Source organism: Nonomuraea sp. NPDC054003, assembly GCF_055585125.1.
This window is the reverse complement of record NZ_JBVJKR010000025.1, coordinates 62,202-85,448: the sequence shown is the minus strand read 5'-3', so window position 1 is coordinate 85,448 and position 23,247 is coordinate 62,202. Positions and strand designations below refer to the sequence as shown.

At 67.5% G+C, this 23,247-nt stretch carries 22 protein-coding genes; 14 read left to right on the top strand and 8 right to left on the bottom strand.

Annotated elements, in window-relative coordinates; all coding sequences use genetic code 11:
• Positions 1-98 precede the first annotated feature (98 nt).
• Both ACZ6YG_RS42255 and ACZ6YG_RS42250 read left to right on the top strand, forming a co-directional pair.
• A complete protein-coding gene (locus ACZ6YG_RS42255; protein WP_466021054.1) occupies positions 99-2,012 on the top strand; it encodes a hypothetical protein in 1,914 nt (637 codons plus the stop codon).
• 4 nt (positions 2,013-2,016) lie between these two features.
• A complete protein-coding gene (locus ACZ6YG_RS42250; protein ID WP_466021053.1) occupies positions 2,017-2,787 on the top strand; it encodes a hypothetical protein in 771 nt (256 codons plus the stop codon).
• Between the two features lie 38 nt (positions 2,788-2,825).
• Here the strand turns inward: ACZ6YG_RS42250 and ACZ6YG_RS42245 are convergent, their stop codons facing one another.
• Positions 2,826-3,398 (bottom strand): Pycsar system effector family protein, encoded by a 573-nt coding sequence (locus ACZ6YG_RS42245; RefSeq protein WP_466021052.1) that lies wholly within the window; start codon positions 3,396-3,398, stop codon positions 2,826-2,828.
• 525 nt (positions 3,399-3,923) lie between these two features.
• Between ACZ6YG_RS42245 and ACZ6YG_RS42240 the strand changes: the two genes are divergently transcribed.
• From ACZ6YG_RS42240 to ACZ6YG_RS42230, 3 genes are all read left to right on the top strand, one after another.
• The gene (locus ACZ6YG_RS42240) at positions 3,924-4,157 is read left to right on the top strand and encodes a hypothetical protein (protein ID WP_466021051.1); all 234 of its coding nucleotides are present in this window, start codon (positions 3,924-3,926) and stop codon (positions 4,155-4,157) included.
• Positions 4,154-6,214 (top strand): hypothetical protein, encoded by a 2,061-nt coding sequence (locus tag ACZ6YG_RS42235; RefSeq protein ID WP_466021050.1) that lies wholly within the window; start codon positions 4,154-4,156, stop codon positions 6,212-6,214. Before ACZ6YG_RS42240 ends, ACZ6YG_RS42235 begins: the two co-directional genes overlap by 4 nt.
• A gap of 187 nt (positions 6,215-6,401) precedes the next feature.
• Complete coding sequence (locus ACZ6YG_RS42230; RefSeq protein ID WP_466021049.1) at positions 6,402-6,797, top strand: hypothetical protein; 396 nt, start codon at positions 6,402-6,404, stop codon at positions 6,795-6,797.
• Between the two features lie 63 nt (positions 6,798-6,860).
• Here ACZ6YG_RS42230 and ACZ6YG_RS42225 read toward each other — a convergent pair whose 3' ends face one another.
• Complete coding sequence (locus tag ACZ6YG_RS42225) at positions 6,861-7,814, bottom strand: HD domain-containing protein (RefSeq protein WP_466021048.1); 954 nt, start codon at positions 7,812-7,814, stop codon at positions 6,861-6,863.
• Positions 7,811-8,137 (bottom strand): PadR family transcriptional regulator, encoded by a 327-nt coding sequence (locus ACZ6YG_RS42220; RefSeq protein WP_466021047.1) that lies wholly within the window; start codon positions 8,135-8,137, stop codon positions 7,811-7,813. Before ACZ6YG_RS42220 ends, ACZ6YG_RS42225 begins: the two co-directional genes overlap by 4 nt.
• A gap of 218 nt (positions 8,138-8,355) precedes the next feature.
• Between ACZ6YG_RS42220 and ACZ6YG_RS42215 the strand changes: the two genes are divergently transcribed.
• A complete protein-coding gene (locus ACZ6YG_RS42215) occupies positions 8,356-8,952 on the top strand; it encodes a hypothetical protein (RefSeq protein WP_466021046.1) in 597 nt (198 codons plus the stop codon).
• A gap of 39 nt (positions 8,953-8,991) precedes the next feature.
• On the opposite strand, the gene ACZ6YG_RS42210 is transcribed toward ACZ6YG_RS42215, so the two are convergent.
• Positions 8,992-9,972 (bottom strand): hypothetical protein, encoded by a 981-nt coding sequence (locus tag ACZ6YG_RS42210; RefSeq protein ID WP_466021045.1) that lies wholly within the window; start codon positions 9,970-9,972, stop codon positions 8,992-8,994.
• Positions 9,973-10,178: 206 nt separating this feature from the next.
• On the opposite strand from ACZ6YG_RS42210, the gene ACZ6YG_RS42205 reads away from it, so the two are divergent.
• The 3 genes from ACZ6YG_RS42205 to ACZ6YG_RS42195 all read left to right on the top strand — a co-directional run bounded on the left by ACZ6YG_RS42205 (position 10,179) and on the right by ACZ6YG_RS42195 (position 13,342).
• Positions 10,179-10,745: a carboxymuconolactone decarboxylase family protein gene (locus tag ACZ6YG_RS42205; RefSeq protein WP_466021044.1), complete on the top strand. Its 567-nt coding sequence runs from the start codon at positions 10,179-10,181 to the stop codon at positions 10,743-10,745.
• 322 nt (positions 10,746-11,067) lie between these two features.
• Positions 11,068-12,678 (top strand): alkaline phosphatase D family protein, encoded by a 1,611-nt coding sequence (locus ACZ6YG_RS42200; RefSeq protein ID WP_466021043.1) that lies wholly within the window; start codon positions 11,068-11,070, stop codon positions 12,676-12,678.
• Between the two features lie 154 nt (positions 12,679-12,832).
• Positions 12,833-13,342 carry a hypothetical protein gene (locus ACZ6YG_RS42195; protein ID WP_148034956.1) on the top strand — a complete coding sequence of 170 codons (510 nt, stop codon included), beginning with the start codon at positions 12,833-12,835 and terminating at the stop codon, positions 13,340-13,342.
• On the opposite strand, the gene ACZ6YG_RS42190 is transcribed toward ACZ6YG_RS42195, so the two are convergent.
• Positions 13,302-14,066, bottom strand: coding sequence for a CPBP family intramembrane glutamic endopeptidase (locus tag ACZ6YG_RS42190; protein ID WP_466021042.1), 765 nt, complete (start codon positions 14,064-14,066; stop codon positions 13,302-13,304). The two genes, ACZ6YG_RS42195 and ACZ6YG_RS42190, sit on opposite strands and share 41 nt — an antisense overlap.
• A gap of 31 nt (positions 14,067-14,097) precedes the next feature.
• Between ACZ6YG_RS42190 and ACZ6YG_RS42185 the strand changes: the two genes are divergently transcribed.
• Complete coding sequence (locus ACZ6YG_RS42185) at positions 14,098-14,931, top strand: TetR/AcrR family transcriptional regulator (protein ID WP_466021041.1); 834 nt, start codon at positions 14,098-14,100, stop codon at positions 14,929-14,931.
• Here the strand turns inward: ACZ6YG_RS42185 and ACZ6YG_RS42180 are convergent.
• Positions 14,848-15,567, bottom strand: coding sequence for a hypothetical protein (locus ACZ6YG_RS42180; protein ID WP_466021040.1), 720 nt, complete (start codon positions 15,565-15,567; stop codon positions 14,848-14,850). The genes ACZ6YG_RS42185 and ACZ6YG_RS42180 overlap by 84 nt on opposite strands.
• Before the next feature lie 163 nt (positions 15,568-15,730).
• Between ACZ6YG_RS42180 and ACZ6YG_RS42175 the strand changes: the two genes are divergently transcribed.
• Positions 15,731-17,260 carry an FAD-dependent oxidoreductase gene (locus ACZ6YG_RS42175; protein WP_466021039.1) on the top strand — a complete coding sequence of 510 codons (1,530 nt, stop codon included), beginning with the start codon at positions 15,731-15,733 and terminating at the stop codon, positions 17,258-17,260.
• A 27-nt stretch (positions 17,261-17,287) separates the two neighbouring features.
• Here ACZ6YG_RS42175 and ACZ6YG_RS42170 read toward each other — a convergent pair whose 3' ends face one another.
• Positions 17,288-19,282, bottom strand: a complete 1,995-nt coding sequence (locus tag ACZ6YG_RS42170) for a hypothetical protein (protein ID WP_466021038.1) — start codon at positions 19,280-19,282, stop codon at positions 17,288-17,290.
• 105 nt (positions 19,283-19,387) lie between these two features.
• Here ACZ6YG_RS42170 and ACZ6YG_RS42165 point away from each other — a divergent pair, with 105 nt between their 5' ends.
• The 3 genes from ACZ6YG_RS42165 to ACZ6YG_RS42155 are packed head-to-tail and all read left to right on the top strand — an operon-like array spanning position 19,388 to position 22,255.
• Positions 19,388-19,912, top strand: coding sequence for an ArsR/SmtB family transcription factor (locus ACZ6YG_RS42165; RefSeq protein WP_148034960.1), 525 nt, complete (start codon positions 19,388-19,390; stop codon positions 19,910-19,912).
• A complete protein-coding gene (locus ACZ6YG_RS42160; protein WP_466021037.1) occupies positions 19,909-21,057 on the top strand; it encodes an MFS transporter in 1,149 nt (382 codons plus the stop codon). The genes ACZ6YG_RS42165 and ACZ6YG_RS42160 overlap by 4 nt, the downstream gene beginning before the upstream one ends.
• Positions 21,038-22,255, top strand: a complete 1,218-nt coding sequence (locus ACZ6YG_RS42155; RefSeq protein WP_466021036.1) for an aminopeptidase — start codon at positions 21,038-21,040, stop codon at positions 22,253-22,255. Before ACZ6YG_RS42160 ends, ACZ6YG_RS42155 begins: the two co-directional genes overlap by 20 nt.
• Before the next feature lie 100 nt (positions 22,256-22,355).
• On the opposite strand, the gene ACZ6YG_RS42150 is transcribed toward ACZ6YG_RS42155, so the two are convergent.
• The gene (locus ACZ6YG_RS42150) at positions 22,356-23,228 is read right to left on the bottom strand and encodes a hypothetical protein (protein ID WP_466021035.1); all 873 of its coding nucleotides are present in this window, start codon (positions 23,226-23,228) and stop codon (positions 22,356-22,358) included.
• Positions 23,229-23,247 lie beyond the last annotated feature (19 nt).

The window sequence follows — 23,247 nt, the reverse complement described above, 5'->3', positions numbered from 1 at the left end:
TGATGCAAGTGTGACTAATAGTGCTATTGCTGCTTAAATAGGATTTAGATCGCAGAGTGGTTGAACCTCATACACCACGATCTTGGACGCGGCCGAGCTTGGACGACCTGTACGCCGACGAACTGCCGAGCTCCGGCGCCCGGGACCTGATAGGCCAGGTGAGCAACCGAGTCAAGAAGGGAAATATCTGGTTCGCCCAGGGCGACATACACGTAGGCCAGGGGCGGCCGCAACCGACAGCGACGATCCACGAACTGACGGAAAACGAGATCGAGGACCTACGGCGAACGCTGGTACCTACCCAGTCGCAAGCCGAAACGCTCAGGCTGCTCGACAGTCAGCGCCTGGTCCTGCTCAGTGGCGCGGCAGAGACGGGAAAGGCGACCACGGCCCTGGCGGCGCTGCTCGACTGGGGTGGCAGGGCGAGCTGGATCATTCCGCATGGAGCAAGCACGCCGAATCCCCGCGACTGGAAACTGGAGTCGGGGCACGGCTATCTGCTGGACCTGGTCGATACGCCCGATGACGTGGACAGGGTGGCCACGAGTCTTAAGCGTGCCGGCGTCAACGCGAACTGCAGGGTGATCGTCCTGGTGCCGGAGCATGTCCGATCGTCCATCGCGCCCGTGGTCGACCACGATCCACCGCCGAACCGCCGAGTCTTCGCCATGCATCTGTCCGCTCAGGCATCGATCGCAGGGCTTGCTCGGGACGATCAGCAGATCCTGGACGAGGAGATTCGCGCCCTTTCCACGCCCTGGCAGGTAGTTGAACTGGTCAGGCAGGTGGTCGGCGCAGTAGAGTCCGGCAGCTCCATCGAGACCATGCTGAACCGGCGCTTCCACCGCATGCGCGCGAAGGTGGGCGAAAATCTCGAAAAGCGCAGGCCGACTCTGGGCCGGTGTTTCATGACCAGCATCGCCGTACTTCACGGCCTGCCCGAGGCGGAAATCTCCGGCGCGGCGCTGGCCCTGGCCGAACGGCTCGACGAGAAGTGGCGTCGTGATCACTCGCCGAAACCGGTCCAACTGTGGGAGAAGCTGCCGGCCTGGCTGAGTTACGTGGATGCCGAGGCCACACCAGCCGGGCCCGGCGGCGGGCGAAGCATAAGGCTCAGACGTCCTAAGCTGGCGGCCGTCATGCTGCGCGTCATCTGGGAAGACCAGCCGACCATCCGCGACTCGTTGGTCGACTGGCTGATCTGGCTCGGCAGTGAGGGATCTTCGCATACGAGGATCAAGGTCGGGCACGCGGTCGGTAAGCTCGCGACCTTCGACTTCGCCCTCGTGAACGAGCGGTTCCTGGAGGTATGGAGCCAGTCCCGCCGATCCCGGGACCATCAGCTCGCGGCACTGGCACTGGAAGCCACCGCCGAGGACCCCTCGATGACACGCCGCGTCCACCTCCATCTCGATCTCATGATCCGAGGCAACGATGCGAAGAAGGCGATCGCCATCCGCGCCTACGCCTCGTCCGTCGGTCTCTCCGCACCTGACCAAGCCCTCGCCGCGTTCCGGACCCTGGTCCTGAGCAGGGGCGTCAAGTTCCACCACGACGTGGCACAGTCCATCGCGTACCTCTATCGCAGAGACACCGCGCCCATCATCATGAACCATCTCGCCGACTGGGTCCGTGAGGGAGGATCGGCTGGTCGTCGCGGCGCCGCCCTCGCCTTCGGACGACTGGCCGCGCTGCCCGTTTCGGGGCCCGAACGGCAGCATCTGAGCGAGCTCGATCCCCATCCCTCTCTGGCGACACTCTGGCGCAACGCGCTCAGCTACGAGGAAAAGGGGCGCCTGGCCGTCCCCGAGTCCTGGGATTTGTTGCTGAACGAATGGCTCCGCCATTACGACAAGCGGCCCACTGTACGGGAGATCACGGATCAGATCTTCAGCCTGACCGATGGGCGGAACGCCGAGCGGGCCCTGCTCTACCTCCGGTTCTGGCGGCACCATGGCGAGATCTCCGCCGAACTTCACCATCACCTGCGTCAACTCGTTCACAGGAGCTGATCTCATGCGCAAATGGCTGGCACCCAGGCTCTACCACATCCAGCAGAACCTGCCCGAGCCCGAACCGCCCGTGAACATCGAGCCGTTCATTCTGGCCTCGCCTGCCAAGGGCGACGCTTACAACTTCTCCGTCACCCTCTTTCGAACCGCGACCTCGGGCGGAGTACGGGCCCGAGCCGTCTTCAACGATGAAGTACCGGAGGTGGAGGCGGTCCTCCAGCGCGCGTGTCAGGAGGTACGGTCGACCACCCGGCAATTCGAGATCACCGCGGCGGGCGCGGCGGAACAGGCCACGAACGACAGGCTCCAAGCGATCTCAGGCTCGATGACGGGTGTCTACCGGTGGGCGGTCAGAGCCGAGGTCGACGTTCCCGAGGAGATACGCCAGCTCAACCGGGATGCCTACAGGAAACAGCATGACATCAGAGCCGACGCCGCCGCCGCGCTGCTCCGGATCGAGAGCACAGACGAGGTCCGGCAGAAATGGCAGGACTTTCTCACCGCTGTGGTGGGAAGCGCCCAAGTGGAGCACGCGATCAAACTGGCAGTCTCACCGGACCACCTACCTCAGATCATCGCTGAACTCGTCGAGCAGCGGCAGCAGGGAGCACAACAACTGCTCGGCACCGTCGACACGATCATGCAGCGGTACGAGAGGGAGGACATGCTCAACTTCGTCGTCAGCAACGAAACGGTGCTCCGCAGGACCTTGGAACTTCTCGGCCTGCCCGTTCCGCCGCTGGAGGACGACACGCTGCTGGTAGGCCGAGCGTGAGGTGCTCGCCAGAGTGCCGTCATTCGGCGGCGACGCGGTCAGGGAGGGGACTCAGTGAGCACGACGTCGATGAGCGCCGCGCTCACTGTGGCCGCCATTCCACCGAGGAGTAGCCAGAACCCCCACCGGATGAGGCGATACTTCTGCCCGACTATGTGGCTGACCCGGTACAGCTGATCAGCGATCCGCTCCAGGTCCAGTGCCGACGACCGCATGAGAGCGTTGGCGACGGTCGCCGGGGAGTCAAGGTGAAGGATGTCGGCGTAGTACATGGCGGCGCCGTGCATCTTTCGCCGATCCAGCCGCGGGTAGACCGCGCTGGCGAGCACGATCACGGACGCAAGAGCAGCCGCCGCCCCTGCCCACCACAGCCACTCGATGGCATTGGACAACGTAAAAGGTGACCAGCTTCCTGCGAGGAGGCCGCCAATGACGGCGCCGAGGCCAATGCCCACGATGCCGAGAAGAACCTGGGCCTTGGTGTCCGCCCGGTTGAGTTCCTCGCGGGCCTCACTGAGCAGCTGCGTTCCGTAAGCGCACGCATCGTCCTCAGCTGCCTGCCGTTGCGCTGAAGCAGTTCCGGTGAGGGCTCGCACCATCTTTTGGAACACGCCGAACCTCCCGACCGTGGTGATCGCACGCAGAGCATTCCACGATCGCCGTGGGTTGAAGCTCCGCGATGCGCCTTGCCACCATTGGCCGACCCGCAGAAGTGTCGCCGCCGGAGGCGTTTCCGAAGAAGGAAGGTCACCGTGGGGCGGCGCACACTCTTGTGAGGGCACCCGGATCCGAAGAGCGGGATCGCAACGCCAGGGCGGCACCCTGCTGGCGGCGGGTAGCCGAGCAGGACGACGGAGGGTCGTGGCGGCGCGGATCGGTCTGATTCGCCGGCAGCGCTGTCGAGGCTCTTTCTGATGTGATCGCAAAACTTGTCCGCCGTGCGCGCCCATAGCCGCATGATCATTTGCTCGTGATTCGTCAGGCCTGCACACAGCGATTCGTACTTGTACGTACGCCTCTCGCCCTTCGGGTCAAACATGTTGGGAGGAATCTCAAAAAGGTTGGTTACCGAGGCAATTGACTCGTACGGGGTTATCGTCAGTTGGGGCCCTTGACAGCTGTACGAGGAGATCGGCATGCCTGGTCCTGATCGCGAGCTCATGCAGGCAGCGGTGCAACGCATTCAGAAGCTGTCCGACGACAACTGGTGGACTCTGCACGCTTCCTGCCAGCTCATGGAAGCCGACGCCTGGGTGGGGCCGACGGGCAGCCGATTCGATCAGTCGGTGCACAACTCTCAGCGGGAACTGCATGCGATGCTCGCCCAGGCCGTCGCCATGGCCAGGGATGAGCTGGTGAAGACGAGATGAGCTTCAGCGGAGTCAAGCTGCCGGAGTTCGACATGCTTGTCACCCGTCACACCGCAGCCGCCGCGCAAATGGAAAAGCTGGCCTCCCTGTTATACGGAGAGCTCACGAGCGCAGGGCTCGACACCACTCCCGCGGAACGAATCAGAAAGCTCGCGACACAGGTCGGCCAGGAAGCAGATGATCTTCGCAAACGGCAGCGCATCGTCCGTGAGATCGAGCGGCACAAAATCACCCTTGGAACGTCCGTAGCGACGGGATCCCTTATCGCGGTGCCGGACTCGCTCCGCCAGGCCCAAGGACAGCTCGACGGCACACTGGCTGCCAAGGCGGCGGCCGCCGCCGGCCGCGGTGACCGCAAGGCGATGGCGGAGCTTCAGAAGTACGCGGGAAGGGTGAACGATCCGGAGTTCGTCAAGACCTTCCTCGCCAAGCTGGGAGCCAAGGGCGTCACCGAACTTCCGGCCGCGCTGGGCCTGCAGGTGCGCGCCAATGTCAATTCCACGCGTGATCCACAACAGGTGAAACAAGTCCAGCAGGTCATGAAACTGCTGGCCACCACACTGGCGAAGGGGACCAACCCAAAAGACGAGGCGTTCATGGGAGAGGCCTTCCTGAATCAGTTGGTCGAGGAAGGGCGGGCCGAGCACAAGGCGCTCGAAGTGACCTACGTCGGCTACCAGGCTCAGGCGCTGATATGGAGAGCCAGCGACGGCAAGCCGCCCTTCTCCGAACGGTTCATGGAAGTGGTCGGCAGGGACGCCATCGTGCATCAGAAGGAGCTGTCCGACTCGCGAACTCCTTACGCCAACAGCATGGACCTGGCCACGGTGCTCGGAATCAGCGACTCCATGCAGCCAGGTGGGCCGCGGATGGGGCAGCCGGGAGAGCCGATCAAAGCGAGCGTCATCGATGACCTGGCCCAGGCGGCCCAGTATTCGCTGCCGGCCGCGCAGGCATTGCTCTTCCACACCCCGAAGGGCTGGAACAAGTCGATCATGGCGTACCTGCTCACCGACCGACTGGACGGCTTCAACAAGACGGGGAACCACGCCCCGTTCGCAGGGCTGCTGCGCACGGCGTTGAGCAGCAAGGACAAGGAGTCGCTCAAACACACGAACGAGGCGCTCGTCATTCTCAAGAACGAACTCGATGGCGTCTTCGGACGTGGCGGCGACGGCAAGCTTCAGATCACCGACACAGAGAAGCTGAAGCGACTGTCATTCCTGGCCGGCCCGATCGGATCAGTTATGGCCGCGCACATCGACAAGGTTTTCACCGTTTTCGATGAACGCAAGCCAGATCTGAAAGGCATCAATCATGCTGAGATGGATCGGCTGCTGGCCTTCGTGGGATCCGACGCAGCTGCCACGAAATCCTTGGTGGAGGCCGAGGTCCAACGGATGCTGAGCATGGTCCACGAGTCCTACCGGCGGGACGGCGGGGAGCAGATAGAGGACGTACTCATTCCGGAGGCACGCTTCATGGGCCACATCCTGGAGACCCGGCGACTGTACTTGTTGGCCCAAGCCAAGACTGATGAGCAGGTCAAAGAGGAGATGAAAGGAATGATCAACAGTGTGCTGAGCGAGCTGACCGGACCGGCGGGGAAATTCGCCACTCGCTTCGGGTTCTTGGGCGACAAGGCGCATGAGAAGCTCACCCCGATGGCGTTCGAGAAGCTCTCGGCGTTATTGGTTGACCGGATGCTGCGGGACGGTATGACCACAGGGTCGGCCATGCAGCAGGCGAGCAACGATCGCACGATGACCATGTCGATGATTGAGACAATGATGCTCAGCGCCAGGATCGCACACGGTCAATGGAACACCGAGGCCCGAGCGGATCTCAAGGGAAAAATATTCGCCACAGACGGCCAGCCTCCTGCTCTCAAGCCGCTCGACGAGATCGTGGCGGACCCGGCCATGTTCGATCAATTCATCAAGTGGGCACGCTGGCACGCCAAGATCGAGAGTGATTTGCAAACCGTGAAAGAGGCGATGGACAACAGTGCCGGCGTGGATGTTCACGAGAACCTCGGCATCGACCGGAACTACTGATATGTCTACACGTACTCTGGCCACGATCCTCGGCACCCTGCTCGCGCTGGCGCTGACATCCGGCTGCAGTAAGCAGAGCGGTCCCCCATCTCCGCCCCCGGCGACGGCGGACCTACGCCCGGTGAGTGCTTCAGGTCCTTACTGGTGTGATGTCATCCCGCAGCAGGCAGTGCGCCTGATCAGCGGCTTGTCCATACCGCTGGAGGAGAACAAAGACGGCGTGCCGACCACCCATGGTGGATGCTTGCTGAGGAATGAGTACACCCGCTTCTCCCTCAACTGGTCGATCCGTGGTGGCGATAACGCGCTTGACCTCGCACAGGAGAACTTCGGTCGCCGGCGACTGGCAGACCTACCGCCTGACCTCGGAAAAGGGCTGATTGCCTACACCGAGGGCGAGCCCAGGACAGGCCCTTACGTCGCCTTCATACTGTTCCGATGCGGCGACAAAAGACCCTGGATGGGCATCGACTTCTCAGAGGTGGCCAAGGGCCGGAACGTGGTCGCAGACCTCGTCGCGTTGCTCCGCATAGCGCGCGACCGATTTGGTGAAATACATCGATGCAGCCCTGAAGCGACGTAGTGCAGGCACTGGCCGACCAGACGCGTAGAACAGTCCAACCAGCTTGGGGACACAATGCGGAGGCTACTCGTCCGATGTGCTGAGACCCAACTTCGCGCGAAGGTATCCGACACCGGCGTGGAAAACTGGAGGCACGGTTATCAGGGCCACGATTGCGTCACCGAGACTGTTCTGTGCGATTTCCATGACCACCCAACCCAAGAACAGGGCCAGCGGGGCCCATGTGCGGGAATTTGAGCGCAGTATCCAGTGTGACACCGCCAACAGCCAGGTCTTCGATGTCCGCCCTGGCGAGCGGCGTAAGGCCAAGGCGAGGGCGGGCATGCCATACACGAGCCCGACCGCGAACCATGCACGAGCCCGGCGGCCCCGTAACTGTTCGAGATCGCCGAGCCATTCCTTCCGATAGCTCGCTCTGAACGCCGCAGGGAGGATCATCGACGCGAGGGCGAGAACGCGGCCCGCCAGGCCGGTGTCACTCGGTAGGTGTTGACGAGCGATCGTTTCGAGTTCATCCGCGATAGCTTGCAGGCCGAGACGTCTTGCGGCCGGTGCTACGAGATCCACTGTTTCCCGGCTCTTGCGCTGTCGCTTGGCCAGAGGCAAGGGCTGAAGTGTCCGCATGTTGTGCAGTCGATCGAGCACTTTCAGCGTGAGGACGCGATCGTCAGCGCCGTCGATGGCGGCTTGATCGTACTGGCGGTCGAGGTCGCTCATACCCTGGACCAGGCCGGTGATCTCGTCACCGAACTCGGCGCGGAGCCGCGCGGAGGTGCATTCTGTGTCCGTGATCACGTCGTGGAGCAGAGCGGCGCAAACGCTGTCGCAGTCCAGACGCACCTCGGCGACGATTTCCGCGACGGCGACCGGATGGGTGATGTACGGATCGCCGCTCTTGCGCACCTGGCCCGCATGAAAATGGGCGGCAAGTTCGTAAGCGCGCTGGATCCTGCCGAGTTCCACGGCCGTGAATCCGGCGCTCAGCTCGGTCGACAGCGGGGTTACCGGGTGAGTCATGACGTCGCCGTCCGGAAGCTCACGGCCATGCGCGACCGCTCAGCCCGATCGAGCGCAGCGCGCGCCTTCACCGCGCCTTTGTCGGTCAGCAGGTAGTAGTGGCGGGCACGGCGGCCTTCGGCCAGGTGCTCGGCCGGAGATTCCTCGTGCCGCTCGAGCCAGCCGAATTCACGCTCCAGCCTCGCCAGGATCGGGTAGACCGTACCGGGATGCTGCTTGGTCTTCTCGCACAGTTCCAGGCCATAACGGCGCTTGGCCGGATCGGAGAGCAGCACTTGCAGCACCAGCATCGTCGGCAAGGTCATCCGAGGGCTCTCAGCCATGTATCGAACTCTAAATATCGAGTACGGAGCGCGACATTACTTCAGCGGTGATACCAGTCTGACCCGCCGTTCCCAGGACACCCACCGGACATGGATTCCGTCCATGGAATGGGCACATCGGCATTCCATCATAGAAAGCAGCTCCAACGAGTTGGCGAACACCGTGCACACGGCCCGTGACCATACGCACGACAACCTCAACATCACTGGATACTGACATGCCGTTTCGAGCTGCCCGACAGTCCCGCAGCACCGTCGCCGGCCTGACACTGTTATTTGCACTGGCCGCCGGCTGTACCGATGCCACTTCGCCGCCGTCGCCCGGTCCAGAGGCCAAAGCTTCGACCAGTCCTGTCGTCGACTCCTCACCCTACTGGTGTGACTTCCTCCCCCAGCAGGCAGTCCGGGCGATCACTGGCCTTACTGTGACGGTCGAGGAGCGCAAGACTGGTGTGCCCACGACTCATGGGCAATGTGCGCTTCGCAATGATTATGACCGACTCTCCCTCGTGTGGTCGGTAAGAGATGGTGACGGCGTCTTGGACATCGCACGCGAGAACTACGGCAAGAGTCAACTGGCTGCACTTCCGGAGGATCTCGGCACCGGGCTCATCGCTTATACCGCTCGATTGCCGCGCACCAGACCGTACTACACGATGATGTTGTTTCGATGCGGGGACGAACGACCATGGATCAGCGTTGATCTGTCGGAAGTGGCGAAAGGGCGTGACCCGGTGAGCGACTTGACGCAATTGCTCACCATTGCCCGCAAACGCTACGGCGAACTACATGAATGTACTCCCAAGCCCAACTAACATTACAGGTGCGCATGCTGACATAGGCGACGCAATGGATCAACGTGATGAGTTGATCAGGCCCTGGAGCTCGTTCCGAACCAGCATCTGGTTGGCGAACATCACGGACTTGGTGCCGCTCAGCGTGAGGACGGCTCTCAGCACCACATGATCGTCCGAGGTGATCCGATCGTGTGCGATCTCTGGGGCGTACGTTCCGAAGGTCCCGCCGTCCCGCATCTTTCCCTCAGGGGTGAGGCGGGTTGTCAGCGCGCGTTCGACGTCGGCGGCGGCGGGTGCTGACGGCAGCACGCAGATGACGTTGACCGGCCGGTCGTCCAGGCTGGCCGGGCGGCGCAGCCCGACGCCGTACAGTGTGACCGCGCCGGGAGGAGACGGGGCCATGATCGTGGCGGCGGCGACGTCGCCGAGGCAGGCGGCCACGGCGGCATGCGCGGGATTGTCGGCCAAAGTACGCTCCCCGCCCAGGATGGCCTCCAGCGGGCCGGGGGTGGAGGCCGCCGCTGCCAGGGAGTCGGTGACCACGACCTGGTTGAGCTGGTTGGTCAGCCCGGGAACGATCAGCCGGGACAGGTCTATCTCGGCTCCAGGGGAGAAGGAGAGCCCTTCGTGGCCGCCCATGGTGCGGGGCTTGGCGCCGAGAGCGGTCAGCTTCGTCCGTACGGCGTCCGAGTCGACGTCGCCGTCGAACCGGAACGCCTGCTGCGGGGGCACGCCGATCGAGATCGCCCGGGTGCCGGTCGCGGGAGCCATGCCGGTGGCCTGTGGCAGGGTCTGCCAAGCGGCGCCCAGGCTTCCGAGACCTGAGACCGCCGCGGGAAGCCAGCGGCGATCCCCGCCGGAGCCGGCATCGACGCCGAGGTCACGCCACCAGGCCGGTTCGCCGTATTCGAAGTACGCCGCGGCGGGTCCCTCCCCCGAGACGCTGGCCATCGCGTCCAGCAGCCCGTCTTCACCAGCCTGCTGCGTACAACCGGTCAGGACCAGCAGCGCCATCAGCGCCACGCTCGTTTTCCGCACGAGCGTGAGGATAGACGGCATCCTTCGGATTCCGTGCATGAACGGGCACCTTAGTTGATCCACCCCTGAGGGACCGGCTCACCCACCGCCGGCATGCCGAGCCCTCTTCGGCTACGAGCGGTTGGCAAGCGTTTGGCAAGTACGCTCGACCACTCTTCCTGCGGAAGGGAGAGAACTTCATGAGCGGATTCCTCCAACCTCCGGAGATGACTTCAGAGGTACGGCAGCTGTTCGACGATGACCTGGCCGAGTGCGGCTATGTCATGAACCTCACCAGGCTGTGGGCCCACCAGCCGGACACCATCGCGGGACTGTTCGACCTGCTACGGCAGTGCGTCGAGGCAGGCGGGCTCGACCTGCGCACCCGCGGCATCCTGGTGACCGCCTGCGCCTCGGCCATGGGGGACTCATACTGCTCGCTGGCCTGGGGAAACAAGCTGGCCGAGTCCGCCGACGCCCGTGTGGCGTCGGGAGTGCTGCGGGGCGACGACGACGGATTGACGCCCCGGGAGCGAGTGCTGGCGGGCTGGGCGCGGAAGGTGGCACGCGACCCCAACGGGATCAACCGGACGGACGTGCGCGGGTTGCGGGAAGCGGGGTACGACGACGGTCAGATCTTCGCGGTCACCGTCTTCGTGGCACTGCGCATCGCGTTCTCGACCGTCAACGACGCGCTCGGCGCACGTCCCGACGCCGCCCTCCGCGACACGGCACCGCAATCCGTGCTGGAGGCCGTCACCTTCGGCCGCCCGATCGAGGATCAGCCAGTCTGACCTGTGGCTTCTCAGCCGCAGGTCTTCATCCGCCAGACTCGCCCATGAGCAGCCACGCGCGCCCTCAGCCGCGGCTCACGCCGGTTCGAATTCTGCCGGTGGCACTCGATCTTGACCAGCGCGCAGCCACGGGCGGGCCTCCGGTCTCACGGAGTCCCGCCCGATCTTCTTGACACCCACAGGTCAAGCACCAGTTGTGGACAAAGTAGCGATCTTGTACCGTACCTGGCATTTCCCCGCCGATCACGTACCGCCAATCCGTGGTTCACCCCCCGCCGTTAGCATCGCTGCTTCACCGTTGATCTTCGAAGGACACCCCTCCATGAGCTCTCCGCTCGGACGCACCCTCAGCCGACGCGGCTTCCTCGGCGGCGCCGGCGCGGCCGCCGTACTCCTCGGCACCAGTGCCATCCCCGGCCCGGCCGGGGCGACGCCGCTGCAGCGCGGTCTGCCGGACAACCCGTTCAAGCTCGGTGTCGCCTCCGGTGACCCGCTGCCGGATTCCGTCGTGCTGTGGACCCGCCTCGCCCCGGATCCGCTCGCCGCCGACGGGTCGGGCGGTATGCCGCGGCGGCGGGTCCCCGTCCACTGGCAGGTCGCCGAGGACGAGGGCTTCCGCCGGATCGTCAAGCGCGGCACCGCCGTCGCCACGCCCGAGCTCAACCACTCCGTCCACCCCGAGGTGTGGGGCCTGCGACCCGGCCGGCACTACTTCTACCGGTTCAAGGTCGGCACCGACATCAGTCCCGTCGGGCGGACCAAGACCGCCCCGGCCCACGGCGCCCACGTCAGCTCGGTCTCCCTGGCGGTCGCCAGCTGTGCCCTGTGGCAGCAGGGTTTCTACACCGCGTACCAGCGGATGGCCGAGGATGACCTCGACCTGGTCCTCCACGTCGGCGACTACATCTACGAGAACGGCGTACCGGCGAACGGCGGCACCCGGCAGACCACGGTCCCGGACTACCTGTCCCCCGAGACGGTCACGCTGGAGCGCTACCGCCTGCAGTACAGCCTGTACAAGAGCGACGCGGACCTGATGGCGGCGCACGCCGCCCACCCCTGGGCGGTGACCCTCGACGACCACGAGGTCGACAACGACTGGGCCGACGACATCCCGCAGAACCCTGCCGACATCCCGGGCTTCATGGACCGGCGCGCCGCCGCCTTCCAGGCCTACTACGAGAACCTGCCGCTGCGCGCGTCGGCCCTGCCGAACGGTCCGGACATGCAGTTGTACCGGAGGCTCGTCTACGGCGACCTGCTCGACATCAACGTGCTCGACACCCGGCAGTACCGCGACGACCAGGCGGCCGGCGGCGGCCTGGCCGCCCCGAACCCGGACAGCCTCGACCCGAACCGGACGATGATGGGCTGGGAGCAGGAGCGGTGGCTCCTGGACAACTTCGAGCGCTCCAGCGTCCGGTGGCAGGTGCTGGCCAACCAGGCGCCGATGGCCGAGACCGACATGGACGACACCGCTGCGGTCTCCGTCTTCATGGACCCCTGGGACGGGTACGACGCGAACCGCCGCCGGGTGCTCGACGGCGCGCGGAACCGCGGGGTCGACAACCTCGTCGTGCTGACCGGCGACCGCCACCGGCACCACGCCGGCGACATCAAGGCCGACTACCGCGACCCGGCCGCCCCGGTGCTGGCCAGCGAGTTCGTCTGCACCTCGATCAGCGCCGAGGGCAACGGTTCCGACATGGACTCCTACTCGCAGCTGTCGGTACGCGCCAACCCGCACATCAAGTTCGCCAACTACCGGCGGGGATACCTGCGGTGCACGGTGACCGAGGACCTGTGGAGCACCGACTTCCGGGTGCTCCCGTACGTCGACCGGCCCGGCGCTCCGGCATCCACCCGAGCCACGTACGTCGTCGAGAACGGCCGCCCCGGCGTCCAACTCGCCAGTGAGGGTCCGATCGTCTGACACCACCCGCACCAGGAGGTGGGCCCGGGTGGGCCCACCTCCTGTGGATGTGTACGGATGGAGCCGTCTGTCGGAGGCGAGCGGCTCCGACGAAGGCAGCCCCATGATGGTGGGAGGACACCCGGCTGACCGCATCTGAGGGAAGAGGGCCAACGTGAGCGAGGCGCTTTTCGGCTTAATCGGAGTCCTGGTGGGCTCTGTCATCACGGCGATCGTGACGATCTATGCGGAAGTCCAGAAGGGCAAGCGTGAGACGGACCAGAGCGATCGTCAGTACGAACGGGAGCGACGGACGGCGCGCGACACGTTCCAGCGGGACAGCATCCTCACTCTCCAGAGCGCGATAACGGATCTGGTCCAATCGGCGTACGCCGAACTCGACAGGCTCATCGCCGTCTCGAAAGAGACAGGGCAGTGGCCGGCACGGCGATGGGAGACGCCCACGGCCGTCGGATGGTCCACGGCCTTGCTCCTGTTGAAGTCCTCCCGGGCCCGGGTTTTCGATGACGGCATTCGCTCGCTCGCCGCGGAGGTCGAAAAAGTGGCCGGCGACTCCATCTGGGCCGGCAGCCTTGACGAGGCGCGGCAGCACAGCAAAGGTCTCGAACCGCTGCTCGACCGCTTCAACGACGCGGTCGCGCGGACGCTGCCTTCGCTCTACTGAAGTCCAGCACGACGATGGTCACAGCCACGATCGTCATCAGCACCGCCACCAGCGCCACGGGGAAATGTGATCCGTCGACCGGGAAGAGCTGCCAGGCCAGGTTGAGTGTCATGTGGAACAGCGCCATGGCCAGGACGCTGCCGCCCATGTGGGCGAACAGCCACACCATGATCACGCGCGCCGCGACGGTGCCGAGCGACCACCAGGCGATCCAGGACACCGGGCGGCCCACCTGGAGCAGCGCCGGCCAGTGCCAGACGGCCCAGGCCGACCCGATGGTCAGGGCCGCCCACACCGGTCCCCAGCGGGCTTGCAAGGGCTGGGTGGCGTAGCCCGACCAGCCCAGTTCCTCGCACAGCGCGCCCACGAAGAGCGCGGCGGCCAGCGACAGCGCCGAGGCCACGGAGAAGTGCGCGTCCGGCAACGGGGTGCCGGACAGCCGTAACAGCACGTACGACAGGGCCACCACGGCCGGGTACAGCAGCAGAGCGGGCACGAACCACGCCTTGCGACTGACCCGGCCGGCGTCGAAGGCGCGTCCGGCAAGCGCTTGCACCCCGTCCATCCCGCCCTCGCGGTGGACGAGCACGGCCGCGGCCAGAGCCGGGCAGACGAAGGCCAGCCCCGACAGAGGCACGCCCGGCACGATCTGCGCGCCGGACAGGGACCCCACCACCACGAACGGGACGCTGAACAGGAACACCAGCGGGAAGAACACCGCCACACCACTAATGGAACTTGGGATACCATGTCTCATGGCTCGAAACTACCCGCCGGACCACGCCCCGTCGAGGCCCACCGGCCCCGCCCGGCGCCGCGCCCGACTCAGCGACCAGGAGACCGAACGGCGGATGCTCGACACGGCCGTGGCGATGGTCCACCGCGACGGCCTGACCGTGGGGCTCGACCACCTGGGTTTCGAGGACGTCATCCGTGACGCCGGGGTGTCCAGGACAGCCGTCTACCGCCGCTGGCCGTACAAGGACCTGTTCTTCAGCGACCTGCTGCGCGAGCTGGCGCGCGGCGCCGCGCCCGCCTCCGCGCCGGCCCTGGAGACCACCGGGGAGGTGCTCAGTGAGGTCCTGTCCGGCCGTTCGGAGGACCTGGCCTCGCCTCAGGGCCGCCACGACCTGGTTACCGAACTCCTGCGGGTGACCGCGGTCAGCGACTTCGAGGCGGTCCACGGCTCCCCGGAGTGGCGCACGTACCTGGCCTTGCAGGCCACGTTCCTGAGCCTGCCGGAAGGGGACCTGCGGGCCGACGTGCAGGCCGCGCTGGCCCGCTCCGAGCAGCGGTTCGTCGATCGCGTGGCGCGCGGCTGGGAGACGGTGGCGACGGCGCTGGGCTACCGGCTGCGGCCGGAGACGGGCGGCAGTTTCCCGCTGATCGCGACCCTGGCCTGTGCGGCGATGCGCGGCCTGGTGCTGATGTCACTGTCCGACCCGGACCTGCTCACCCGGCGCGTGCCCGCCAATCCCACCACGGCGAGCGCCGCCTCCGACTGGTCACTGCTCGGCATGGCGGCCGCGAGCATCGCGGTCACCTACCTCGAACGCGATCCGGACGTCACGTGGGACGACCTTGCGTGAGCCCTGCCAGGAGAGCACGCAGTCCTTGAGCCCGCCGAACGGTACGGGGACGGGGACGATCGTCCGCAGTGCCGCCAGCGAGATCTGCGTCCGGTCGCCGAACGCCGCCTCCAGCTCCGCCGTCGACGTGACGTAGAACTCCCACTGGTCCAGGTTGAGCGGGTCGATCGTCCGCTTGTCCGTGTGGTGAAGGAGGCAGAAGACGTACACGTCGCTGGGCCGCTCCGGCGTGGCCGCCACCACATCCGTCCGCGCGTCCCAGCCCTTGGCACGGGCGATGGTGAACTTGATGGCCGACGGCTGCCGCTGGCTCCATGACTGCAGGTAGGCCGCCGACTTGACCTCGGCCTTCAGCTTGCTGGGCAACACCAGGTCGACCGCGTCCCACTCCGTACGGACACCGTCATGAACTTCCAGGGCCAGGGCGACGATGTACTCGGCGAGGACGCCGCGCAGCCTGTTGCCGACCACGTCGGAGCACGCCCATCCCCAGAAGTCGGCCAAGGTGGCACCGGCCGGGGCCCCGGCCTCGGTGAACGGCTCGGCGCCCGACCTGCGAGGGACGTCCAGCGCGTCGAGCGGCACCCTGCCGGAGGTGGCCACGTCGGCCGGTGTCGCCGAGGCTTCTGACGTCATCTCCGTGCTCGCCCCTGGTCTCGTCCGGAACTCGGCCCCGAAATACGATCTACGCCACACACTATGCGGCCCGCCGCGTCACCGCCATCGGCGTCTTCGAGGCTCTCGGTGCGTATAACCGGTGGTGCGTCTAACCGGCGGGCGCGAGGGCAGGGCGTCCGTCATGGCAGCGCTTCCGGGAGTGCCCGAGTCGTACTGGGTCGAGTCGACCCCCACCACCTCGTTCCCCTCGCTTGAGCAGGACATCACCGCCGATGTCGCCGTCGTCGGCGGTGGGATCGCCGGGTTGTGCGCGGCGTGGGAGTTGTCGCGGACGGGGCGCTCGGTCGTCGTGCTCGAAGCGGACCGCGTCGCCGGGGCCGTCACCGGCTACACCACCGCCAAGCTGTCCGTACAGCACACGCTCATCTACGCACGGTTGCGCAAGTCGCACGGGGAGCAGGCTGCCAGGCTGTACGCGCAGTCGCAACAGGACGCGGTCGAGCACGTGTTCGCGACCGCGGCCGAGCTGGGGATCGACTGCGACCTGGAACGCCTGCCCGCCTACACCTATGTGGAGTCCGGCGGGGAGACCGAGCAGATCACCGCTGAGGTGGAGGCGGCCCAGCAGGCCGGACTGCCCGCCTCCTTGGTGACCCGGACGGGTCTTCCGTTCGACGTCGCGGCGGCCGTCCGGGTGGAGGACCAGGCCCAGTTCCACCCTCGTAAGTTCCTTCTCGCCCTGGTGCGGCGGATGGCCGACGACGGCGCCCGGGTGTTCGAACGTACCCGGGTGATGGGGCTGGAGGAGGGGCGGCCGTGCCGGCTGGCGTGCGAGAACGGCACCACGGTCACCGCCGGCGATGTCGTGGTGGCCACGCACTATCCGATCTTCGACCGGGCGCTGATGTTCTCCCGGCTGGAGCCGCGGCGTGAGCTCGTGGTCGCCGCGCCGATCCCAGCTGAGCAGGACCCGGGCGGGATGTACATCACCTCGGAGCACAACACCCGGTCGATCCGCACCACCCCGTATCGGGACGGGCAGCGCCTGCTCATCGTCACAGGGGAGACCGCCGACCCCGGCTCGGGCGACGCCGGCGAACGATTCCAGCGCCTGGCCGCCTGGACCCGCGACCGGTTCACCGGCACACAGATCAGCCACCGGTGGGCGGCACAGGACAACACCAGCACCGACCACCTGCCCTACGTGGGCCACTTCCACCCCGGCGCCAAGCACGTCTACGTCGCCACCGGATTCGGCGGCTGGGGCATGAGCAACGGCGTCATGTCCGGCAAACTCATCTCCGCTCTCATCACCGGGCACGATCTGCCGTGGGCCGAGCTGTACGATCCCCGGCGGCTTCACCCGCTGCGTGAAGCCGGCCCCATCGCCAAGCTCCAGGCCAAGGCCGCACGCCACCTGATCGGCGATCGGCTGCGCCCCTCCCACGCCGATTCGGTCGACGACGTCGCTCCGGGATCGGGCGCCATCGTCCGTATCGGCGGGCGGCGGTGCGCGGTCTCCCGCGACGCGGCAGGCGTCGTCCACGCGGTCTCCGCCACCTGCACCCACCTCGGCTGCGTCGTCGCCTTCAACCAGGCCGAACAGACCTGGGAATGCCCTTGCCACGGCTCCCGATTCGGACCCGACGGAGCTGTCCTGCACGGTCCGGCCACTCGGCCCCTGGAACCGGTCGACCCGGACAACCCGTAACCTGGCCGCGCAGTTCAATGATCAAAATCAGCGTTTACGCTTCTTCCGGCGACCTCGGGCTCCCGGCGGCCGGGTGGGGACGAGGCGGAGGGGGTGGCGGGCGGTCCTGCGGAGCGGCTCGGCCACCAGCTCGTGTAGCTCCCGCAACCCCACGACATCAGGGTGCCCCGACGCCAGGATCGCCTCCAGGAACTCGTCCGCGTCCCCGCCCCCCATTCTCCTGAGCTGCTCGACAAGCCCTTCAGGCCCCGCGAGTTCCAGCACCGACAGGAAGTTCTCCGCCCCCAGCAGCAGGTTCTCCCGCTCGCTCAACGACCCGGGCCTCATCTCCCCCGCATCGATGAGCTGCGTCCACACGGCGGGCCCGAGGACCGGGTCGTGCCGTAGGTCCTGCAGCAGCCGCCTTTCGGGAAGGGCGCCGGCCAGCACGCGCAGCATCGCCCCCACCCGCGTACGGAACGGGCAGTCCCGTACGGCCTGCACCAACATCTCGACGTCCTGCCCCGGCCGGGCCAGCCATCCTTGGAGCTCCGCGACGGCGTCCTCCGGTGGATAGTGCTGGGCGAGCACCCCGAGCAGCTCGGCCGGCGGGGCGGTGGCCAGTTCGCCGACGAGGGGAGCGTCGCGGCCCTCGGCGAGGAGGCGGTCGCGGACGCCGCGCACGCCGAGTGGAGTGAGGCGGACCAGCGGGAGGTCGGACTCGGAGAGGGCGGCGCGCAGGCGTTCGACCGCGTCCGGCGGCAAGGGCTGGTCGTCGTGGTCGAGGTCGCTCGCGTAGAGGGGGTCGGCGGGGCCGTGGGTGAGCTCCACGGCCCCGAGGTCGGACAGGACCTCGAACATGCGTCCCAGGTCCCGGGCGACCTCGCGGCGCAAGAGATCAAGCCGGTGCTCCTCCTCGTCGAGAACGACGTACTCCTGGCAGGCCAGCCACACCGTCTCTTCGAGCCGGACCACAGGCATCTCGTCCAGCCCGTACATGGAGTTGAGCACGTCCGGGAGAATCTCGTCGAAGATCTCGGCCAGAATGGGCTCGGGCCGCCACGTCGCGACGGGCACGGTGACCACGCGCCCCAGCTCCGGCAGGACCTCGAACGCGCGACCCCACAGCGTCTCCGGGTCGCGCAGCAGGGGTACGGCCTTGGCCACGCGGAGCAGCCGCCCCTTGCTGGTGCGGGTCAGCCGCAGCTTCCTGGCCCAGGCGAGCAGCAGGTTGAGCTGCGGCAGGTCGGCGGCGCTGCGGACGCGCAGCTGGTCCTCGCCGGTGCCCAGCAGGGCCGACACCTCGAGGGCGTCGGCGACGCGGAGGTTGCCCGCGTCGGTGAGGGCGCGGCCGTCCTTGCCCACCCAATCGGCCAGGGTGATGAGGCGCTGGACGGTCCGGCTGCGCCCGGCGGCCTCCGCCAGCTCGGACGCGGGGGGCAGGGAGACAGGCGGCTGAGGGAAGGCGCGTTCCTCGTCGATGCCGCCGTACACCAAGCGGTTCTGCATGATTTTGTCGAGCACCTGCTGGTCGTACGGGACGCGTCCGGCGTCGAGTTCGCGCTTGAACCGCTCGAACGCCCCCGGGACGGTGAGATCGAATCCCTGGTCGAGAGCCGTGTGCGCCCAGAACGTCGCCAACCCTCGCAGCGTGGGATCGTCGAGCGCGGACGCGTACTCCGCCTGCGCCCCGGCGATGATCTCCTCCGCCTCCGCGAGCGTGGCGCCGCGCGGGTCGCGAAGGCCCGTGACGTCGAGATAGCGCAGGTACGTGCGCAGCACCTCCGGGGCGAGGTCGAGCTCCTCCCGCGAAGCCGTCACCTTGTACGGCACGTACCGCAGCAGGAAGAACCTGATGCGCGTACCGTCCCAGTACGCCAGCCGGCCGTCACGGCTTTCGTGCCGCGCGTCGACGGCGGCGGAGAGCAGCAGGCCATCGGCTGGATGCCCGTGCTCCTTCGCCCAGGTGACGCACCGCCGGATCAGCAGGTCCTTGGTCGCCTCGAACTCCTCGGCCTCTCCGGGCTCGAACCAGGTACGCACGGTCCAAGCCTCCCATCCCCGCAGGGTCGCCGTCTCGCCTGTCAGAAGTCTCGGCGGCCAGACGGACCTCTTTCCCAAGAGATGTTGGAAAGCTATGATCCCAACATGTCTTGGGAAAACGACGACGATCTGGTACCGCTGCGAGCACTGGCCAACCCGCTCCGCATCCGCATCGTCTCGCTGCTCACCGGCACGTCCATGTCGGCCACCGAGGTCGCGGAGGAGCTGGGGATCGCCCACGCCTCGGCCAGCTACCATCTGCGCCAGCTCGCCGAGGCGGGTTTCCTGGAGCACGTCGACGAGCAGCCGCCGCGAGGAGGCAAAGGCAGACCCCGGAGGCGCTACCGTTACGACCCCTCCAGCGGAGCCCGCCTGGATCGGACGCAGGGGCGGCAACTCCTCCACGAGGCGCTCAGCGTCGACCTGTCACGACGTCTCACCCAGGCTCAGGTCACGCGCACGTCGATGGACGCCGAGGTGTGGCTGGACCGGTCCGTGTGGGAGGAGGTCGTGGGGCTGGTCGACCAGGCGGTCGCTCTGGTCCATGGCAAGGCGGGGCCGCCCCGGTCCAGCGACAGGATCAAGGTGAGCATGACCGCCCTTCTGCTGGAACTCGACGACGCGCGATGACCCGCCTGCTGCTGTGCACAGGAGCGTGCTTCCTGTCGCTGGGGCTGCTCATACCCGTCATCCCGAGGTACGTCACCGGCCCGCTGGACCAGGGCCCGGTCCTGGTCGGCGTCTGTCTGGCGATGACCTCCATGTTCGGCCTGCTCGCCCGGCCGGTCGCGGGCAGGCTGGCCGACCGCCGGGGTCGCAGGGCGACCGCGTGCGCCGGCGCCCTGCTGCTGGCCGCCGGTTCGTCGGCCGTGCTCCTGGCCGACTCGCTGCCGCTGTTCCTGGTCTGCCGCGCCGTCGCGGGGGTCGGCGAGGCTCTGACGTACGTGGGTCTGGCCGCCGCGGCCAGCGACCACGAACGGCGCGGCGCGGCGATCAACCACTTCTCCGTCGCGGTCAACGCCGGTCTGCTCGCGGGGCCGCCCCTGGCCGAGGCCGTACGCGTCGCCGCCGGTCTGTGGGCCGTGTGGGCGTTGTCGGGAACGGTGGCCGTCGCGGCCTTCGCCGGGTGCCTGTTCCTGGCCGGGCCCGCGGGCGGCGAGCCGTCCCGCACGAGGAAGGCCGGGCCGCTCGTCCACCGGGCGGGCCTTGCTCCCGGATTCGCCTACTGGGCGTCGGTGTGGGGATACACGGCCTTCAGCGCCTTCCTGCCGTTGCACGTCGCGGCGCTGGGCGGCGACGACAGCGGCATCCACTTCCTGCTCTACGGCTGCGTGCTGCTCACGGTACGGCTGGCCGGTCATCGGCTGTCGCCCCGGATCGCCCCGCGCACGATGGCGGCGGCCTCGCTCATCCTCACCGCGGCAGGGCTGGCCATGCTCATCGTCTGGCCGTCCGTCACGGGAGCGCTGTTCGCGGCGGCGGTGCTCGGTACCGGGCAGGCGCTGGGCCTTCCGGCGTTCCTGACCATGGCGGTGACCGGCCTGCCCGCCGAGCAGCGCGGCTCGGCGCTGGCCACCACGACGGCGTTCTTCGACCTCGGGTTCCTGACGGCCGCGCTCGCGCTCGGCGCCATCGCGCAGTCCCTCGGGCTGACGTACGGGTTCGCCGCCGCGGCCGCGGTGGCGGCACTGGCGCCCCTGCTGTTCCTCCCCCTCGGCCGCAAGCCTCGTGAGGCCTCACCCCAAGGAGACATCCATGACCATTCCCCCCGCTGAGCTGGCCGGGTACGCCGACGTCGTCTTCGACATCGCCGTGCCGGTCGACCGCGACGACCGGGTCCTGATCAACGCCGAGATCGAGCATGCCCCGCTCGCCCGCGCCCTGGCGGAGGCCGCGTACGCCCGAGGCGCTCGCTATGTCGACATCTGGTACTTCGACCCGTACGCCAGGCGGTCACGGGTCCAGCACGCGGACGAAGCGACGCTGGGCGAGGTTCCTTCCTGGCTGGACGCGCGCAATGAGGAGCTCGCCCGCCACTGCGGCGTCCTGGTCAACATCCGGGGCACCGCGACCCCGGACCTCCTGGTCGGGCAGGATCCGATCCGGGCGGGTCTGGATCGGATGCCCTACCTCACGTCGAGGCAGCGGCTCCAGCTCGGCAACCTGGTCCGCTGGGCCATCGTCCCCGGTCCGACGGCGGAGTGGGCTCAGGCGATCTTCGGGGAGCCGGACGAGGCCCGGTTGTGGCAGCACCTGCGCCCCATCCTCCGGCTCGACCAGCCCGATCCCCGGGCCGCCTGGGAGCGGCGGATCGCCGAACTGCTCCGCCGCGCGAAGGTGCTGGAGGACCTGCGTCTCGACGCCGTACGGTTCGAAGGGCCAGGGACCGACCTGACCATCGGCCTGCTGCCCGACGCCCACTGGACCGCGGCGCGGCTCGAATCGGTCAGGGGGCACGTCTTCCAGTGCAACCTCCCCACGGAGGAGGTGTTCACCACTCCCGACTACCGCCGGGTGGACGGCACGGTTCGCTCGACGCGTCCGCTGATCCTCAACGGAACCGTCATCCGCGACCTCGAACTGACCTTCACCGCAGGTGTGGTGACCGAGGTACGAGCGAGCAGCGGCGCGGACGTCGTCCGCACCCACCAGGCGACCGATGCCGGGGCCGCCCGGCTCGGCGAGCTGGCACTCGTCGACGGCTCCTCACCAGTCGGACGATCGGGGATCACGTACCTCGAAACGCTGCTGGACGAGAACGCCACCTGCCATCTGGCCTGGGGCGCCGGGCTGCCTCCCGGCGTGCCCGCGCACCTGCGCGCGCGGGAGGCCGCCGACCTGGACGCGGCCGGGGTCAACCGTTCCCGCGTGCACGTCGACTTCATGGTGGGCGGCCCCGACGTCACCGTCACCGGAGTCGGCCACGACGGCGGCGCGGTCGAGCTCCTCCGCGACGACGAATGGCAGGTCTGACCGGCATCGAGGCCCCCGGGGCCGCAGCCGAGAACGTCGAGCCGGCGTGACGGGCCGCCGCCGGGTCGTGAGAGGTCCGGTAACGAGGATCCGGCCTGGGTCAGAGCTCAGCCGCGTCGTGCGGCGGGGGTGGGGTGACGCTGGTGGAGAACGTGAGCCCGCCCCCGTTCGCCGGCTGGAACCCCAGTCCTCGAAGCATGGGACCGTCGATCGCGGTGACCACGCGCAGAGCACCGGCCTCGGTCACCACGCGGACCGCCCCGTGCGCCAGCGCCGCCCCCACGTCCGACGGGACGCCGGGCTGGAGGTGCACCAGCTCCAGCCGTGCGACGGTGTGCCGCGCGTCCTCCCAGGACGCGACGGCGTGTCCGACGTGGGGTTCTGCGCGGGCGTTGTCGACGTAGGCCTGCACCCAGCAGGCCAGCCTGTCCTCGACGACCAGCTGCCGGGGAAGGCTCACGTCCATCCCCTCCTCGGCCAGCCAGGAGCCCAGCTCGGACGGAGGCAGCGGCACCAGCGCCTCCGGCGACCCCCACGTGAAGAAGGTCCCCTTCCGCTTGGGCACCGACGAGCGGGGCACGCCGACGAGGGGAACCGACGCGACGTAGTATCCGGCGGGAACGACGTCCACAGGATGGCGCGAGTCCAGCACGACGTGGCCATCGCGGATCGTCCGGCCGCCCCAGCCGACCAGCCCGGTCGCGAGGTTCTCCGAGAGCCCGGCCATGACGTCCACGGCCCACTCGTACGCCGAGGTCACCGCCAGGCCGGTCCACGGACTTGCCGGCTCCGTCGGGAACGCGACCTCGACGGCGTAGACGTTCGGATCGAGCCGCCAGCGGAACGTCACGAGCATGGTGTCCGGCTCCGCGATGACGTCGAGCCCGGAGTACCCGTCCTCCGTCCCGCCTACCCGGAGCGCGCACGTTCTCAGCGCTTCGACGATCTCCCCTCGCGACCACTCCACCGCCATTCGTCCATGCTGTCACGGC

Bases quoted from the DNA above. Each gene is read 5' to 3' on its own strand.
- ACZ6YG_RS42250 (WP_466021053.1), top strand. From the start codon at position 2,017: ATGCGCAAATGGCTGGCACCCAGGCTCTACCACATCCAGCAGAACCTG.
- ACZ6YG_RS42240 (WP_466021051.1), top strand. From the start codon at position 3,924: ATGCCTGGTCCTGATCGCGAGCTCATGCAGGCAGCGGTGCAACGCATT.
- ACZ6YG_RS42235 (WP_466021050.1), top strand. From the start codon at position 4,154: ATGAGCTTCAGCGGAGTCAAGCTGCCGGAGTTCGACATGCTTGTCACC.
- ACZ6YG_RS42225 (WP_466021048.1), bottom strand. From the start codon at position 7,814: ATGACTCACCCGGTAACCCCGCTGTCGACCGAGCTGAGCGCCGGATTC.
- ACZ6YG_RS42220 (WP_466021047.1), bottom strand. From the start codon at position 8,137: ATGGCTGAGAGCCCTCGGATGACCTTGCCGACGATGCTGGTGCTGCAA.
- ACZ6YG_RS42215 (WP_466021046.1), top strand. From the start codon at position 8,356: ATGCCGTTTCGAGCTGCCCGACAGTCCCGCAGCACCGTCGCCGGCCTG.
- ACZ6YG_RS42205 (WP_466021044.1), top strand. From the start codon at position 10,179: ATGACTTCAGAGGTACGGCAGCTGTTCGACGATGACCTGGCCGAGTGC.
- ACZ6YG_RS42200 (WP_466021043.1), top strand. From the start codon at position 11,068: ATGAGCTCTCCGCTCGGACGCACCCTCAGCCGACGCGGCTTCCTCGGC.
- ACZ6YG_RS42185 (WP_466021041.1), top strand. From the start codon at position 14,098: ATGGCTCGAAACTACCCGCCGGACCACGCCCCGTCGAGGCCCACCGGC.
- ACZ6YG_RS42180 (WP_466021040.1), bottom strand. From the start codon at position 15,567: ATGACGTCAGAAGCCTCGGCGACACCGGCCGACGTGGCCACCTCCGGC.
- ACZ6YG_RS42175 (WP_466021039.1), top strand. From the start codon at position 15,731: ATGGCAGCGCTTCCGGGAGTGCCCGAGTCGTACTGGGTCGAGTCGACC.
- ACZ6YG_RS42165 (WP_148034960.1), top strand. From the start codon at position 19,388: ATGTCTTGGGAAAACGACGACGATCTGGTACCGCTGCGAGCACTGGCC.
- ACZ6YG_RS42160 (WP_466021037.1), top strand. From the start codon at position 19,909: ATGACCCGCCTGCTGCTGTGCACAGGAGCGTGCTTCCTGTCGCTGGGG.
- ACZ6YG_RS42155 (WP_466021036.1), top strand. From the start codon at position 21,038: ATGACCATTCCCCCCGCTGAGCTGGCCGGGTACGCCGACGTCGTCTTC.
- ACZ6YG_RS42150 (WP_466021035.1), bottom strand. From the start codon at position 23,228: ATGGCGGTGGAGTGGTCGCGAGGGGAGATCGTCGAAGCGCTGAGAACG.